This is a genomic window from Pseudomonas sp. TH08 (assembly GCF_016651275.1).
Classification (GTDB): Bacteria; Pseudomonadota; Gammaproteobacteria; order Pseudomonadales; family Pseudomonadaceae; genus Aquipseudomonas.
On record NZ_JAEKEE010000004.1, the window covers coordinates 398,440 to 413,174 of the forward strand.

General features: G+C 59.3%; 14 protein-coding genes. 8 read left to right on the top strand and 6 right to left on the bottom strand.

The window, feature by feature from the left end:
• The first annotated feature begins 217 nt into the window (after positions 1–217).
• From JFT91_RS18945 to JFT91_RS18960, 4 genes are all read left to right on the top strand, one after another.
• Positions 218–400, top strand: a complete 183-nt coding sequence (locus tag JFT91_RS18945) for a DUF6026 family protein (protein WP_008082537.1) — start codon at positions 218–220, stop codon at positions 398–400.
• 195 nt (positions 401–595) lie between these two features.
• Positions 596–2,344 (top strand): phosphoethanolamine transferase CptA, encoded by a 1,749-nt coding sequence (locus JFT91_RS18950; RefSeq protein ID WP_201225453.1) that lies wholly within the window; start codon positions 596–598, stop codon positions 2,342–2,344.
• A 146-nt stretch (positions 2,345–2,490) separates the two neighbouring features.
• Complete coding sequence (locus JFT91_RS18955) at positions 2,491–4,737, top strand: TonB-dependent siderophore receptor (protein ID WP_201233475.1); 2,247 nt, start codon at positions 2,491–2,493, stop codon at positions 4,735–4,737.
• A 181-nt stretch (positions 4,738–4,918) separates the two neighbouring features.
• Complete coding sequence (locus JFT91_RS18960) at positions 4,919–5,128, top strand: hypothetical protein (protein ID WP_201203305.1); 210 nt, start codon at positions 4,919–4,921, stop codon at positions 5,126–5,128.
• An 85-nt stretch (positions 5,129–5,213) separates the two neighbouring features.
• On the opposite strand, the gene JFT91_RS18965 is transcribed toward JFT91_RS18960, so the two are convergent.
• The 5 genes from JFT91_RS18965 to JFT91_RS18985 form a co-directional block, all read right to left on the bottom strand.
• Entirely contained in the window at positions 5,214–5,711 is a 498-nt protein-coding gene (locus tag JFT91_RS18965; RefSeq protein ID WP_201225447.1) for a GNAT family N-acetyltransferase, read from the bottom strand.
• 141 nt (positions 5,712–5,852) lie between these two features.
• A complete protein-coding gene (locus tag JFT91_RS18970; RefSeq protein WP_201233476.1) occupies positions 5,853–6,434 on the bottom strand; it encodes a DinB family protein in 582 nt (193 codons plus the stop codon).
• Between the two features lie 17 nt (positions 6,435–6,451).
• The gene (zapE, locus tag JFT91_RS18975) at positions 6,452–7,570 is read right to left on the bottom strand and encodes a cell division protein ZapE (RefSeq protein WP_201233477.1); all 1,119 of its coding nucleotides are present in this window, start codon (positions 7,568–7,570) and stop codon (positions 6,452–6,454) included.
• A gap of 156 nt (positions 7,571–7,726) precedes the next feature.
• Positions 7,727–8,686, bottom strand: coding sequence for an agmatinase (gene speB, locus JFT91_RS18980; protein ID WP_201233478.1), 960 nt, complete (start codon positions 8,684–8,686; stop codon positions 7,727–7,729).
• 25 nt (positions 8,687–8,711) lie between these two features.
• On the bottom strand, positions 8,712–9,803 hold the full coding sequence (locus JFT91_RS18985; protein WP_201233479.1) for a polyamine ABC transporter substrate-binding protein: 1,092 nt from the start codon (positions 9,801–9,803) through the stop codon (positions 8,712–8,714).
• Positions 9,804–9,902: 99 nt separating this feature from the next.
• On the opposite strand from JFT91_RS18985, the gene JFT91_RS18990 reads away from it, so the two are divergent.
• The 4 genes from JFT91_RS18990 (at position 9,903) to JFT91_RS19005 (ending at position 13,697) form a co-directional block, all read left to right on the top strand.
• Complete coding sequence (locus JFT91_RS18990; protein ID WP_201233480.1) at positions 9,903–10,796, top strand: LysR family transcriptional regulator; 894 nt, start codon at positions 9,903–9,905, stop codon at positions 10,794–10,796.
• Between the two features lie 295 nt (positions 10,797–11,091).
• Positions 11,092–12,558, top strand: a complete 1,467-nt coding sequence (locus tag JFT91_RS18995) for a nucleobase:cation symporter-2 family protein (protein ID WP_201233481.1) — start codon at positions 11,092–11,094, stop codon at positions 12,556–12,558.
• A gap of 66 nt (positions 12,559–12,624) precedes the next feature.
• Entirely contained in the window at positions 12,625–13,098 is a 474-nt protein-coding gene (locus JFT91_RS19000; protein WP_201203282.1) for an LEA/WHy family protein, read from the top strand.
• Positions 13,099–13,151: 53 nt separating this feature from the next.
• A complete protein-coding gene (locus JFT91_RS19005) occupies positions 13,152–13,697 on the top strand; it encodes a GNAT family N-acetyltransferase (protein WP_201233482.1) in 546 nt (181 codons plus the stop codon).
• 114 nt (positions 13,698–13,811) lie between these two features.
• Here JFT91_RS19005 and JFT91_RS19010 read toward each other — a convergent pair whose 3' ends face one another.
• A complete protein-coding gene (locus JFT91_RS19010) occupies positions 13,812–14,735 on the bottom strand; it encodes a carbon-nitrogen hydrolase family protein (RefSeq protein ID WP_201233483.1) in 924 nt (307 codons plus the stop codon).

A 14,735-nucleotide genomic window follows, 5' to 3' on the forward strand; every position in this document is an offset into this window, starting at 1 on the left:
CTGATGGAGGTTAGTCCAGAGCGTTGCGATGAAGTTTCCGTGCATTGTGCCCGAATCAGACTGATAACGCCCCGAAACGTGGCGAAGACACACCGACCCTGAAAAATAAAAAAGTTCCATTCACAAGCAAAAGAAATCAAAATTGGCGCCGATAGTAAGTCAGCAGCCAAAAACGGCAGCGATTTACAGTTGATGCACGCCATTTGCGAGGTGAGCAATGGGCACAGTACACACAGCAATGCCGCCACAAACCCTGTACGTGACAATCCGTCGCGATGAATTGCGCCAGTTGAAAGACGAGCGCGACCAACTCAAGCAGGAGCTGGCGCAGTTGCGCGCGTTGACTCAGGGCGCTCAGCCCAAACCTCTGCCGGTGGTCATGCGCAACCCGCACGCCTGACCCCGCCTGATCGGGAACGGCGCCCGTCGTTCCCTACATGATTCACCTCTGACGGTCATCTGCAACTAACAAAGTTTTCACATCCCCTTGGTGATACTCCGGCGCATTCTGGCCGGACGTTCGCGTGCGGCCTCCGTTCGTCGGTTCCATGGAAGCTTTCCGGCGGTGGTTGCAACGACTGAGCTGGAGTGCTGAATGGCATTGTTCAAACGCAGCAAAACGACTGCGACAGGTTTCGACTGGGCCGGACTTCTCTGGCTGTTCGTTTTCTTCTGGTACTTTTCCGGTATTACCCAGCTGCTGATTCAGTTGACCGGCACCTCCGGGTTCACCGGGTTCCGCCAGGCGTTCGTGATGAGCGCGATCTGGCTGGCGCCGATGTTGCTGTTCCCCAAGCGCACCAAACTGCTCGCCGCCGTGATCGGCATCGTGTTGTGGGCCTGCTCGATGGCCAGCCTGGGTTACTTCTTCATCTATCAGCAGGAATTCTCCCAGAGCGTCATCTTCATCATGTTCGAGTCGAACATCTCTGAAGCGGGCGAGTACATGACTCAGTACTTTGCCTGGTGGATGATTCCAGCGTTTCTTGCCCACACCTTGTTCGCCTACTTCCTCTGGACTCGCCTGCGCCCGGTGTACCTGCCCCGTGGCCGTGCGTTCGTGGCAGCCATGGCGATTATCGTGGCCGTCGTCGGCTATCCGCTGGTCAAGCAGACCATGCGCACCGGCAGCTTCGCCGGCGGTTTCGAAAAATTCGAAACACGCATCGAGCCTGCCGTGCCGTGGCAGATGGCCGTGGCGTATCACCGCTACCTCGACACCCTTGCCGAAATGCAGGGCATGCTGCACAGCGCCAGCAAGATCCCGCCGCTGCACAACCTCAAGGATGCCGGTGCCAATCAGCCTTCCACGCTGGTGCTGGTGATCGGTGAATCGACCAACCGTCAGCGCATGAGCCTCTACGGCTACCCGCGCAAGACCACGCCAGAACTGGACAAACTCAAAGACCAGCTCGCGGTGTTCGACAACGTCATCACTCCGCGCCCTTACACCATCGAGGCGCTGCAACAGGTGCTGACGTTTGCCGATGAAGAACACCCGGATCTGTACCTGTCGACACCGTCGCTGGTGAGCATGATGAAACAGGCCGGCTACAAGACCTTCTGGATCACCAACCAGCAGACCATGACCAAGCGCAACACCATGCTTACTACGTTCTCCGAGCAGGCCGATGAGCAGGTGTACCTGAACAACAACCGCAACCAGAACGCGGCGCAGTACGATGGCGACGTAATCGAGCCGTTCAACAAGGCCCTGACCGATCCTGCGCAACGTAAACTCATCGTCGTGCATTTGCTCGGCACGCACATGAGCTATCAGTACCGTTATCCGCCGAGCTACGACAAGTTCCAGGATCGCGATGGCGTACCGGCCGGCGTGCGTGACGATCAGTTGCCGACCTACAACAGCTACGACAATGCGGTGCTGTACAACGATTTCGTGGTCTCCAGCCTGATCAAGGATTACGCCAAATCCGATCCGAACGGTTTCCTGCTGTACCTCTCCGACCACGGCGAAGACGTCTTTGACTCGGTCGGCCACAGCACGCTGGGACGCAACGAAAACAAACCGACTGCGCCGATGTACACCATTCCCTTCATGGCCTGGGCTTCGCCGAAGTGGCGTGAAAACCATGACTGGAGCTTCGCCGGTGATCTCGGGCGGCCGTATAGCAGCTCGCAGTTGATCCACACTTGGGCGGACATGGCCGGTTTGAGTTTTGATGAGCTTGATCGCAGCAAAAGCCTGGTCAGCGACAGCTTCAAGCCGCGTCCGCTGCTGATTGGCAATCCGTATGAGCGTGAACAGCGAGCGTTGATCGACTTCAGCCTGATGAAGCCGAAGAAGCCCGACGCTCCCCCAGCGGATGTCGCACAAAAGTAACACTGAGAAGGGGCCGAAACCGGCCCCTTTTTCATGCCCGCAACGCCATCAAATAATAATGTTTCGCGTTTGACACTAAATCTCATGCCCTCACTTCGTCTTTGAACAAACGGATTTTTTCCCTCGAAGACAAGGAGTCGGCTGCGATGTTCGCGCCCATCACCCGTTCCATGACCCTCACGCTAGGCCTTTGTGGTGCAGCCCTGAGCCCCGATCTGCTGGCTGAATCCGCAGCGGAAAAACCGCCGGAGCCTGCCGCCACGGCGCTGGAACTGGAATCGACCAGCGTCACTGCCCAGGGTTTGGGCACCACCACTGAAAACACTGATTCTTATACGACCGGCGCGATGAGCACGGCGACGCGGTTGAACCTGTCGATCAAGGAAACCCCGCAATCGGTGTCCGTGGTCACTCGTCAGCAAATGGATGATTTCAAACTCGGTACATTGTCCGAGGCCATGCGTCAGACCACCGGGGTCGTTGTGCAGCACCTCGATTCGGACCGCGTGAACTATTCGTCACGCGGTTATTCGATCAACAACTTCCAGATCGACGGGATGCTCAACACCTTCGACCGGATGAAGACCGACGCCGACACCATCATCTATGACCGCATTGAAGTGGTGCGCGGCGCCACGGGCCTGACCACCGGCGCGGGCGATCCTTCTGCAACCATCAACATGGTGCGCAAGCGGCCGACTGCACAATTGCAGGCGCTGGCCGGGGTCAGCGGCGGCAGCTATGACGATTACTACAGCTACGTCGATGTCGGCGGCCCGCTGGCGTTCGATGGCCGTCTGCGCGGGCGTACGGTATTGGCGTATCGCGACAGCCAATCGATACGCGACAAATACGCCCTGCAACGCGAGGTCGGCTACGGCATTCTCGAAGCTGACCTGACCGAGTCCACCGTACTTGCCGTCGGTTATGACTATCAGGATAAACAGGTCCAAGGCAGTTCCTGGGGCACCGTGCCTTACTGGAATGCCGATGGCAGCAAGGCCGGTCTCGGGCGCTCGACCAACATGGCGACCTCGTGGAGTTCCTGGCCGCTGCGCGACAAAACCGCCTTCGCCACCCTTGATCAGGAATTGGCCGGTGGATGGCGCCTGAAAGCCGCGTATACCCATCGCCAAAGCGATGTCGACGGCAAGGTCTATTACGGCGGTGGCGGCTTTCCCGAGGCCGATCGCAGCGGCATGCTCGCCTACACCTCGCACATGATCGGCACGCAGAAGATGAGCGTCTATGACTTCAATATCTCCGGCCCTTATTCGTTGCTCGGTCGCGAGCACGAAATGATGTTCGGCTATGGCGAAGCCGAACATCGCTCCTACTCGCCCAAGACCTTCGATGGCCCGGTTCCGGACGACTACGGCAAGATCCGCGACTGGAAGTACATGGGCAATATCGCCAAGTTTCCCGATACTGTCAGCGACCTTACCGGCTCCCGAGGCAACACTCGCCAGAAGGCCGGTTACCTCGCCACCCGCCTGAGTCTCACCGACGAACTGCATGCGGTGATCGGCAGCCGTTATGGCAGCTGGGAAGGCGAAAACAGCGATTATTACTATGACAACAACCGGCAATTGACCCGTGTCGATGCAACTAGTCAAAAACAGAACGACATCTGGACGCCCTACGCCGGCCTGCTCTATGACCTGACGCCGGAATACACCGCCTACGTCAGCTACACCGACATTTTCAAACCGCAAAGCAATCGCGACAGCAGCCGCAATTACCTCGATCCGGTGGTTGGCAGCAATTACGAACTGGGACTCAAGGGCAGCCTGCTGGAAGAACGCCTGAATCTGTCGACGGCAGTGTTCTGGAGCAAACAGGACAACGTTGCCGAAGTCGACGATTCGGTCGCGCCGGATCCGGTCACCGGCGAGGAGTTCTACAAAAGCGGCGGCAAGGGCAACAAGGTCAATGGCTTTGAAGCCGAAGTCTCCGGCGAGATCCTCCATGGCTGGAACATGACCGCCGGTTACACCTACACCCATTCAGTGAATGGCGACAAGGAGCGCACCAACACCAACCAACCGCTGAACATGCTGCGTTTGTCCACGGCGTATCGCTTGCCAGGCAACTGGAATGCCTTGACGGTTGGCGGCGCAGTAAATTGGCAGAGCGACGTTTATGGCAATTCCAACCGCCCGGTCGGGCGTGGTGCCAATGGCCGGATCATCACCGAGCGTACGCGAATCAACCAGGACGCTTACACCGTGGTCAATCTGATGTCGCGTTATGAATTCGACAAGCACCTGTCAGCATCGCTGAACGTCAATAACCTGTTCGACAAGAAGTATTACGACAACGTCGGTTTCTACAACGGCGTGTACTGGGGTGACCCGCGCACGGTGACCTTGAGCCTGGACTGGAAGATCTGACCCCTTCCCCTCTGACGCGGTGCGCCTGAAGTGCGCCGCGCCTGTCAGATAACACCTCGCAACATGCTGCAAAAACTACACTGAACGGGCGTTAACCCCGAGTTAATTCACGTCCTACAGACTTTGTTTCGAGTTCAGCTTCATGGATGAACGGCTCCGACGTTTTTCAGTAGGAGGCACCATGAAAATCACTACCGCAATCCTTGCCGGTCTATTCACCCTTGGCTCTGCCAGCGTTTTTGCCGAAGGCGGCGCTGAGCGCATGCATTATTACTACGACAACTTCCCGGTCCACCATGCGCAAAGCGCACAGACCGACGAGGCCAAAGCAAAGGAAATTCGCGTCCCCGCCGACCAGACGGCGCAAGTGACGGAGTCCTATCGAAACTGAGTTTTCTTGAGCAACCGATGAACCTCCCATGGCTCAGCTCTGGCCTGGGAGATGACAGTTGGGCGCCCTGTTCGGGCGCCTTTTTTTATGCCTGCAGATCCTTGATCCAGAACAGCATCCGCCCGTACGCCGGGTCGAACATGCCCGGCGCAAAACCGAACTTGCGGTAGGCGCCCTGCGCCACGTCGTTGCCTTCAAGGACTTCGAGGGTGATCTTGCAGCAACCGCGCTGACGAGCGATTTCTTCGACTTTGCGCAGCATTTTCTGGCTCAGTCCCAAACCGCGAAAGCGATTCACCACGGCAACATCGTGGACATTCACCAACGGCTTGCAGGCGAACGTTGAAAAGCCTTCAAAACAGTTGACCAGCCCCGCCGGTTCGCCGCCGACAAACGCCAGCACACTGAAGGCATGAGGCCGTCGGGCCAGTTCTTCCGGCAAGCGCTGCAGCAGCTCGGGAGCGATCGGATGGCCGCCGCCCATGGGGTCTTCGGCATAGTGATTGAGCACGACACCGATGGCCTCGGCGTGCAGCGGATTGGTGTAACTGGCTTGAAGCACAAGAATTTCTGCGGAATCCATTTCCATCCCCGAACACACTAGCGCCCCGGCGCGCAAAGTGCGTGCTGAAAGGCGCTTCGACCTTAGCGCGAGCGAGTACAAGCAACAACCCTGTGGTGAGGGGATTTATCCCCTCACCACAGGGTAGGTGTCTTGAGTTTCTCAGCGCCCCCAGATCAACTCTTCAGTCCAGCCAAGTTCAGCGAAATCCTGCGCACGCAATCCGGCCTCGCCCGCACAGAAAAACTCATCCAGTTGTGGCGGTTTCACTGGCGTATCACTGAGCATCGCATGCACCTGCCCACGATGATGGAGCTGATGTTCAAATAGGTGCGAGAGCATGCGCAAACGGCTGTCGTGTTGCGGTGTGTCGCGGGCAATGGTGACGATACGGCCCAGATCGGCATCGCGCAGTTGCTCGCAATAGGCGATCAGGCGCCGATCGACATGCGCCTGTTCGGCGTGCAGCGCGGCGGCCTCGGTGAACGGCTCGTCCTGATTGAAAAACACATAGCAATCCGGGTGCGGCTCGTCACCGCGCAACTCACGCTCCAGCGCATCGACGTAGAACCAGTCACAGGTGAGGAGGTGATTGAGGGTCAGGCGAATGCCCGGGAAAAAGCTCACCCGTGGCGCCACCAGATCGGCTTCAGAGAGTTGTGTCCAGGCCTTGGCCAGTCGGTGATTGGCCCAGGCGTTCTGATACGCCATGGTCAACAAATGATGGGAAAGCGGCTGGCTCATGTCGGCGCCCTCTTCAATCAAGCTTCGGCAAAGCGCTGCAATTGCATCTCTTGCAGGCGACTGAGGGTGCGGCGGAACGGGAATTCCAGATAGCCCTCGGTGTACAGCGCGTCCATCGGCACGTGCGCCTCGATGTACAGCGGCACTTTGCGGTCGTAGCACTCGTCGACCAGTGCGATGAAGCGGCGCACGCCATCGTCGTGTACCGACAGCTGCGGTAATTCGCGATCACCCGCCACGACTCGCTCGGCGCCGTCTTCAGTGCCTCGGGCGATTCGCCCTTCGCGCTTTTGTGCGCTGAGGTTTGGCACCTCGCTCAACAGAATAGCGCGATAGCGGTCGCATAAAGCGATGAAGTCCATGGCGGCAAACGGTTGCTCGCAAAGATCGGCATAGCGGCACCACAACACTGATTCGCTCGCTTGCACCACGTTCAACACACGATGTCCGACCGACACCGGCTGATCACTGGCGGATTGCCCCGCAGCGAGCGTTTTGAATACTTCGTCCAGCGCGCTGTTTGAACCCGGCACAGCGACAAAATAGCGCTGCAGCCCTGCGCCCGGATGCAGGCGATGATCTTCGGTACCGTTCACCGGCACCACCTGCATGTGCGCCTTGATCGCGGCGATCGCCGGCACAAACCGATCACGGTTGAAGCCATCGGCATACAAATCGTCCGGCGGCAGGTTTGAGGTGCAGACCACCACCACGCCTTCGTCGAACATCACTTGAAACAACCGCCCCAGAATGATCGCGTCGCCAATGTCATTGACGAACAGTTCGTCGAAGCACAACACCCGCACTTCAGCGGCAAGCTCTTTGGCCAGCGCGCGTAGCGGATCGGCAATGCCGCTCAACTGGAACGAGCGCTGATGGACCCAGCCCATGAAGTGATGAAAATGCTGACGCCGGGCTGGCACGCGCAGGCTCTGATAGAACTGGTCCATCAACCAGGTCTTGCCGCGCCCGACCGGGCCCCACAAGTAAACGCCGGTAACGGCACGGGCCCCGGCGTGCAGGGCTTCGTGGCATTTTTGCAGCGCCCAGACGGCGTGCTCCTGAGCTTCATCCTGGATGAAGCCCTTGTGTTCGATGGCGTGCTGCCAAGCGCTGAGGGGGGAGTCGAAAGTCATGCGCGGCAGTATGCACGATGCTCCCCGGCCAACACATCCCCCGCCTGCGTCGCCCGTGTAGGAGCTGCCGCAGGCTGCGATCTTTTGACCTTGTTTTTTAAAAATCAAAGGCAAAAGATGGCAGCCTGCGACAACGCCTGCAGGGGTTTGGGTGTTTCAGCGGTCGACTTTGTGTTTGGCGGCGTAGAGGCAGAGCATTTCCATGGCCAGCGTAGCGGCCGCCAGGGAAGTGACGTCGGCGTGATCGTAGGCCGGTGCGACTTCGACGACGTCCATGCCGACCAGATTGATCCCGCGCAAGCCGCCGAGAATTTCCAGCGCCTGCACCGTGCTCAGGCCGCCGCACACCGGGGTGCCGGTGCCCGGAGCAAACGCCGGATCAAGACAGTCGATGTCGAACGTCAGGTACACCGGGTTATCGCCAACCCGCGCACGGATCGCCTCGACGATTGCCTCACAGCCACGGCGATGCACTTGCCGCGCATCGAGTATCTGGAAGCCCATGGGGTCGTCGTTGGTGGTGCGCAAACCGATCTGCACTGAACGCGCCGGATCCACCAGACCTTCGCGTGCCGCGTGCCAGAACATGGTGCCGTGATCAACGCGTTTGCCCTCTTCGTCTGGCCAGGTGTCGCTGTGCGCATCGAAATGGATCAACGACAGTGTGCCGTGCTTGCGCGCATGGGCCTTGAGCAGTGGGTAGCTGATGAAGTGGTCGCCGCCGAACGTCAGCATGGCACTGCCGGATTGAAGAATCCGCTCGGCGTGGGCCTCGATACTTTCCGGGATGGTGTGCGGCGAGCCGTAGTCGAAATCGCAATCGCCGTAATCGATTACCGCCAGATGATCGAACGGGTCGAATGCCCACGGCCAGTGGCGTTCCCAGGCGATCCCGGTGGAGGCGGCGCGAATGCCCCGTGGGCCGAAACGCGCGCCCGGACGGTTACTGGTGGCGGTGTCGAACGGCACGCCGCTGACCGCCACGTCGACGTCACGCAAATCGCGGCTGTAGCGACGGCGCATGAAACTGGTAATGCCGGCGTAGGTACTTTCGGCGGAAGTACCGTAGAGGCTGTCACGGGTCATCGCCTGATCGTTGATCATTGGCACGTCCATCGATGTGCTCCTTGTTGTTTAGAGGCTATTGGTGACTACGGAAAGTGGTCCACAGACGGGTGCGCAGGCGCATGTCCTTGAGACTCATGCTGCGATCGGCGTACAAGCGCTCGCGCACTTCTGCGGGTGGATAAATGTCCGGATCGGTGCGCACCGCTTCATCCACCAGCGGCGTTGCAGCCTGGTTGGCGGTGGCGAAAAACAGCGTGTTGGTCAGTTCGGCCACTGAGTCGGGGCGCAGCATGAACTCGATGAACGCCCGCGCGGCTTCGGGATGTGGCGCGTCTTTGGGAATGGCCAGGTTGTCCTGCCAGATCAGTGTGCCTTCCCTGGGAATGCGGTAAGCCACCTCAAACGGTTTGTTGGCCTTGTGCGCCTGATCGGCCGCCATGCTCGCGTCGCCGTTGTAAGTCAGCGCCAGACAGACGTTGCCGCTGGCCAGATCGTTGATCTGTCGCCCCGTGGCGACGTACAGCACCGACGGCTGCAGTTTTTGCAACAACGCTTCGGCGGCAGTCAGATCATTCTTGTCGGTGCTGTAGGGATCTTTACCGAGGTAATGCAGCGCCAGGCCGATGACTTCCTGCGGCGAATCGAGCACGGCGATCCCGCAATCCTTCAGCTTGCTGGCGTATTCCGGTTTGAACAGCAGATCGAGACTGTTCAGCGGCACGCCGGGCAGGCGTTGTTTCACCGCTTCGACATTCATCCCCAGACCGAGCGTGCCCCACGTATAGGGCACACCAAAGCGGTTGCCGGGATCGACAGCGGCGAGTTTTGCCAGCAGATCCGGGTCGAGATTGGCGTAGCCCTTGAGGCCCTCGTGGGGGATTTCTTTCAGCGCGCCCGCGGCCAGCCCCCGCGCCAGCACGCTGGACGATGGCACCACCACGTCGTACCCACTGCCGCCAGTGAGCAACTTGGTTTCCAATACCTCGGAGGTATCAAAGGTGTCGTAGCGCACGTGAATGCCGGTTTCTTTTTCGAAACGCTGCAGGGTCTGCGGCGGTACGTAATCGGCCCAGCTGTAGAGGTTGAGGGTTTTGTCCTCGGCTTGAGCATTGATGGCCACGGACAACAACAGCGCGGGAAAACACAGCTTGAGCATGGGAGGCATGACGAACACCTGACCGGAGGAAGTGGTCGCAGAATGCGCCGTCGGATACATTGGCAAAATATCAAGTTTGTTAACCTGACTTTATCCCGGAGTAATGTGATGCTCGGCCAGCTTCACGATGTCGATTTGCAGTTGTTGCGCCTGTTTGCGCGGGTCGTCGAGTGCGGCGGTTTCAGTGCTGCGCAAGGTGATCTGGGCCTGAGCCAATCGAGCATCAGCCAGCAAATGGCCAAACTGGAAACCCGACTCGGCTACCGATTGTGCAGCCGTGGCAAGGGTGGTTTCAGCGTTACGCCCAAGGGTGAGCAACTGCTGATCGCCGTGCGCACGCTGTTTGAATCGATCGAAACCTTTCGCCATCAATCCAACGGCGTCGCCGGGCGCTTGATCGGTGAAGTGCGTTTGGGCATTTCCGAATCAGTCGAGCCTGCGGTACTGCAAAGAGTTGCCGAGGCGATCCGGCGGTTTCGCGAGCGCGATGAATCGGTGCGCATCGAACTGATCAGCGCCATGCCCGGCGAGATGGAGCGTTTGCTGCTGCAACAGCGGCTGGACCTGGCCATCGGTTATTTTTCGCAGGTGCAGAGTGCATTCGATTACCGCCAATTGTTCAGCGAAACCCAGCACTTGTATTGCGCGGCCGGGCATCCGCTGTTTGCCGCTGAAGCGCCATCGGACGCCGCGCTGGCGGCCTGCGACCGGGTTGATCATCCGTATCGGTTTTTGCGCAGTGACGAGCCGTTTCAGGGCAAGGTCTGTTCGGCGCGCTCGGAACAGGTTGAAGGCACCCTCGCGTTTATTCTGTCGGGCAAACATGTCGGGTATCTGCCGGACCACTATGCGCGCCAGTGGCAGGACAACGGGTTGCTGTGGGCCTTGCGCCCCGGCGAGTTGAGTTTCGAGGTCGCGTTTCATCTGGCCCGGCATCGGGCGCAAGTGCCGGGGGATGCGCAAAAAGCCTTTGAAGAAGACTTATTGGCCGCATTCACCTGAACATAGAGAACCCTGTGGCGAGGGGATTTATCCCCGATGGACTGCGCAGCAGGCCCATTCTTTGCGAGCCAAGAACTGGGGGCGCTCCGCACCCCATCGGGGATAAATCCCCTCACCACAGATAAATCCCCTCGCCACAAAGTTCTCTGTTTGTCTGATGGCTATGTCCAAACCCGCCTGGCCCAATAAAACCTGACCTTTCAGGCAATTTTATTGCGTTGCCCTCGCCGCACTCTTCCGGCATCCTGCGCCTCCATTTTCTGACCCGGCCCCGCCTCACGGCGCGCAAAACACCATGACCGCCTCTGAAAAAGTCCCGCGCAACAACGATCTGATCTACGGCCTCAACGACCGTCCACACCTGACTGCCACCGTGTTTGCCGCTTTGCAGCACGTGTTGGCAAGCTTTGTCGGCATCATCACGCCGACCCTGATCATGGGTGGCGCGCTCGGCCTGCAAAGCGAAATTCCTTACCTGATCAGCATGGCGCTGTTCGTTTCCGGCCTCGGCACCTTCGTCCAGGCCAAACGTTTCGGCCCGGTCGGATCGGGTTTGCTGTGCCTGCAAGGCACCAGTTTTTCCTTTATCAGCGTGATTCTCAGCGCCGGGTTCATGGTCAAGGCGCGCGGCGGCGGCACCGATGAAATCCTCTCGACGATCTTCGGCGTGTGCTTTTTCGCCGCATTCATCGAGGTGGTGCTGAGCCAGTTCATCGGCAAACTGCGCATGCTGATCACCCCGGTGGTCACCGGCACGATCATCACGTTGATGGGCTTGTCGCTGATCAAAGTGGCAATGACCGACATTGCCGGTGGCTTCGGCGCCGCCGACCTGGGCGCGTCCAGCCATATCTTTCTGGCGGCGCTGGTGATTGGCACCATCGTTGTACTGAACCGCGTCGACGTGCCGTTTCTGCGCCTGGGCGCCATTGTTATCGGCCTGACCCTCGGCTACGTGGTGGCGTGGCTGATGGGCACAGTGGATTTCGCCACGATGCCCGAAGTGCCGCTGGTCAGTGTGCCGGTGCCGTTCAAATACGGCTTCAACTTCGACTGGGTCGCCTTCGTCCCGGTGGCGGTGATTTTCCTCGTTTCGCCGCTGGAGGCTGCGGGCGACCTGACGGCCAACTCGATGATCTCGCGTCAGCCGGTCAAAGGCCCATTGTACATCCGCCGAATCAAGTCCGGCCTGCTTGCCGATGGCCTCAACTCGGCCATGGCTGCGGTGTTCAACAGCATGCCGATGGTGACGTTCGCGCAGAACAACGGCGTGATTCAGCTCACTGGCGTGGCCAGCCGTTACGTGGCGTTTTTCATTGCCGGGCTGCTGGTGATACTGGGACTGTTCCCGATGATTGGCGCGGTGCTGCAACTGATGCCGAAACCGGTACTCGGCGGCGCTGAACTGGTGATGTTCGGCACCGTCGCCGTTGCCGGGATCAAGATCCTCGCCGAAGCCGGCCTGCATCGGCGCAACATGCTCATCGTGGCGATATCCCTCGGCATGGGCCTGGGCATCGCGGCGGTACCGGAGGTTCTGCGCGAACTGCCGCAAGCGTTGCGCAACATCTTCGAATCGCCGATCACCGTTGGCGCGCTCTGCGCTATCGTCTTGAATGTCTTCCTGCCGGAAGAATTCATCGAGCTGGAAGAAGATGATTTTGACCCGGAAGCGTCGATTCTTCAGGTCATGGAAAATCCGGACATGCCGGCCAAAGGTGAACCTGCCTCGGCGGCAGCTGTCGCACAGTTGAACCGCTAACGTCTGGCCTTGGCAAAAAGGGCTGAGCCGGCAACGGTTCAGCCCTTTTTCGTTGAGAGACCGTTTATGCGCCGTGTCCATGCCGTCATCCTGTCGCTGCTTCTGCTGTCCCTCAGCGCCTGCGCGCTGTTCCCCAACCGTGATCCGGTGAACATCAATGTGGTCGGCCTCGAACCGTTGCCGAGCCAGGACCTGGAAGTGCGCTTCGCCATCAAGTTGCGCGTGCAAAACCCCAATGAAACCGCGATCGACTACAACGGCATTGCTTTGGATCTGGAGGTCAACGGCCATTCGCTGGCGTCGGGCGTGAGCGACCAGAGCGGTTCGATTCCTCGCTTTTCCGAAACCATCGTCAGCGTACCCGTCAGCATTTCCGCGTTCTCGGTACTGCGCCAGACCCTTGGCCTCAGCCAGACACAAACCCTCGACAACCTGCCTTACGTGTTGCGCGGCAAACTCGCGGGCGGTGTGTTCGGCACCATGCGTTTTGTCGACAGTGGCAAGCTCAGTTTGCCCAAGGCCAGTGCCGCGACCTGGTAAAAATGCGTTAGCCTCCCACGTCTATCAAAGACACTCAGGGAGGCTGCAGGTTTATGGAAGACACACCGACGTTGTACACCGAACGGCTGATCCTGCGCCCGCTGGAACTGGCCGATGCTGACGCCGTGCAGCAACAGTTTGCCCATTGGGAAGTGGTGCGTTATCTCAATGCCGCCGTGCCTTGGCCGTACCCTGATGACGGCGCCCTCAGCTACCTGCGTGACGTTGCGTTGCCGGCGATATCGGCTGGCAAAGAGTGGCATTGGTCGATTCGCTTGAAGTCGGCGCCCGAGCAGTTGATCGGCAACATCAGCCTGATGGATCAGCCTGACAACAACCGTGGTTTCTGGCTGGCGCCCGCATGGCAGAGTCAAGGATTGATGACCGAAGCGTGTGCCGCGGTGACCGATTACTGGTTCAAGAGCCTTGATCGCCCGCTGATGCGCGTCCCGAAAGCCGCGCCGAACATCGGCTCACGCCGCCTCTCCGAACGCGCCGGGATGCGTCTGATTCGCAGCGATGAAGACAATTTTGTCGGAGGGCGCTTTGCTCGGGATCTCTGGGAAATCACCCGCGAGGAATGGCTGCAAAATCATTAACCATTGAAACTGGAACTGTAGGAGCTGCCGAAGGCTGCGATCTTTTGATCTTGTTTATAAAAGACAGATCAAAGGATCGCAGCCTTTGGCAGCTCCTACAGGGGATTTTCGGGGTCACGTTGTGAAGCGCACGCCCGGTTTGGCGCGTTCGTCCACGCTCAACTCGAAGACGTCCGGCCGCGCGTAGTGGCCGACCACGTCATAGTCATACCGCGCACGAATCAGTTCATCGGTGTCGATCTCGGCGGTGAGCAATCCGGCCTCACCGCGCAGCGGCCCGGCCAACACGTCACCCATCGGCCCGATTATCACGCTGCCTCCGGCAATCAACGGGCGCTCCGCCGGCCAGTTGGCAATCTCCACGCCCAGTTGCTTCGGCGACGCCTGCACCTGACAGGCACTGACCACAAAGCAACGGCCCTCATGGGCGATATGGCGCATGCTCACCTGCCACATTTCACGCTCGTCCACCGTCGGCGCACACCACACTTCAATGCCCTTGGCGTACATCGCCGTGCGCAGCAACGGCATCATGTTTTCCCAGCACACTACCGCGCCGAGTTTGCCGACCTGGGTGTCGAGCACCGGCAGCGTTGAACCATCACCCTTGCCCCAGATCAGCCGCTCGGTGCCCGTCGGCATCAGTTTGCGGTGCCTGGCTGCCAGCCCGGTCTGCGGATCGAAGTACAGCACCGTGCAATACAGCGTGCTGCCGGCGCGTTCAATCACGCCAATCACCAAATGGGCGCCGGTACGCGCCGACAAACCCGCCAGGGCTTCGGTTTCCGTGCCCGGCACGTCGATGGCATTGGCGAAGTAACGGGCATAAGCCTCACGCCCTTCCGGCAGTCGATAACCCAGTTGCGTGCCGAACCCTTCACCTTTCGGATAGCCGCCCAACAAGGCTTCCGGCATCACCACCAGCGACGCGCCGCAGGCAATGATCGCCGCTTCCCAGCCGAGAATCTGTTCCAGGGTTTCACCTTTGCCACCGGGCAGAGAGCCGATTTGCAGGGCGGCAACTATCGATTTGGCCAT

What these genes read in the sequence shown, in the direction of transcription:
- JFT91_RS18945 (WP_008082537.1), top strand. Translation starts at nt 218, where the DNA reads ATGGGCACAGTACACACAGCAATGCCGCCACAAACCCTGTACGTGACA.
- JFT91_RS18955 (WP_201233475.1), top strand. Translation starts at nt 2,491, where the DNA reads ATGTTCGCGCCCATCACCCGTTCCATGACCCTCACGCTAGGCCTTTGT.
- JFT91_RS19000 (WP_201203282.1), top strand. Translation starts at nt 12,625, where the DNA reads ATGCGCCGTGTCCATGCCGTCATCCTGTCGCTGCTTCTGCTGTCCCTC.
- JFT91_RS18950 (WP_201225453.1), top strand. Translation starts at nt 596, where the DNA reads ATGGCATTGTTCAAACGCAGCAAAACGACTGCGACAGGTTTCGACTGG.
- JFT91_RS18965 (WP_201225447.1), bottom strand. Translation starts at nt 5,711, where the DNA reads ATGGATTCCGCAGAAATTCTTGTGCTTCAAGCCAGTTACACCAATCCG.
- JFT91_RS18985 (WP_201233479.1), bottom strand. Translation starts at nt 9,803, where the DNA reads ATGCCTCCCATGCTCAAGCTGTGTTTTCCCGCGCTGTTGTTGTCCGTG.
- JFT91_RS18960 (WP_201203305.1), top strand. Translation starts at nt 4,919, where the DNA reads ATGAAAATCACTACCGCAATCCTTGCCGGTCTATTCACCCTTGGCTCT.
- speB (WP_201233478.1), bottom strand. Translation starts at nt 8,686, where the DNA reads ATGGACGTGCCAATGATCAACGATCAGGCGATGACCCGTGACAGCCTC.
- JFT91_RS18995 (WP_201233481.1), top strand. Translation starts at nt 11,092, where the DNA reads ATGACCGCCTCTGAAAAAGTCCCGCGCAACAACGATCTGATCTACGGC.
- JFT91_RS19010 (WP_201233483.1), bottom strand. Translation starts at nt 14,735, where the DNA reads ATGGCCAAATCGATAGTTGCCGCCCTGCAAATCGGCTCTCTGCCCGGT.
- JFT91_RS18970 (WP_201233476.1), bottom strand. Translation starts at nt 6,434, where the DNA reads ATGAGCCAGCCGCTTTCCCATCATTTGTTGACCATGGCGTATCAGAAC.
- JFT91_RS19005 (WP_201233482.1), top strand. Translation starts at nt 13,152, where the DNA reads ATGGAAGACACACCGACGTTGTACACCGAACGGCTGATCCTGCGCCCG.
- zapE (WP_201233477.1), bottom strand. Translation starts at nt 7,570, where the DNA reads ATGACTTTCGACTCCCCCCTCAGCGCTTGGCAGCACGCCATCGAACAC.
- JFT91_RS18990 (WP_201233480.1), top strand. Translation starts at nt 9,903, where the DNA reads ATGCTCGGCCAGCTTCACGATGTCGATTTGCAGTTGTTGCGCCTGTTT.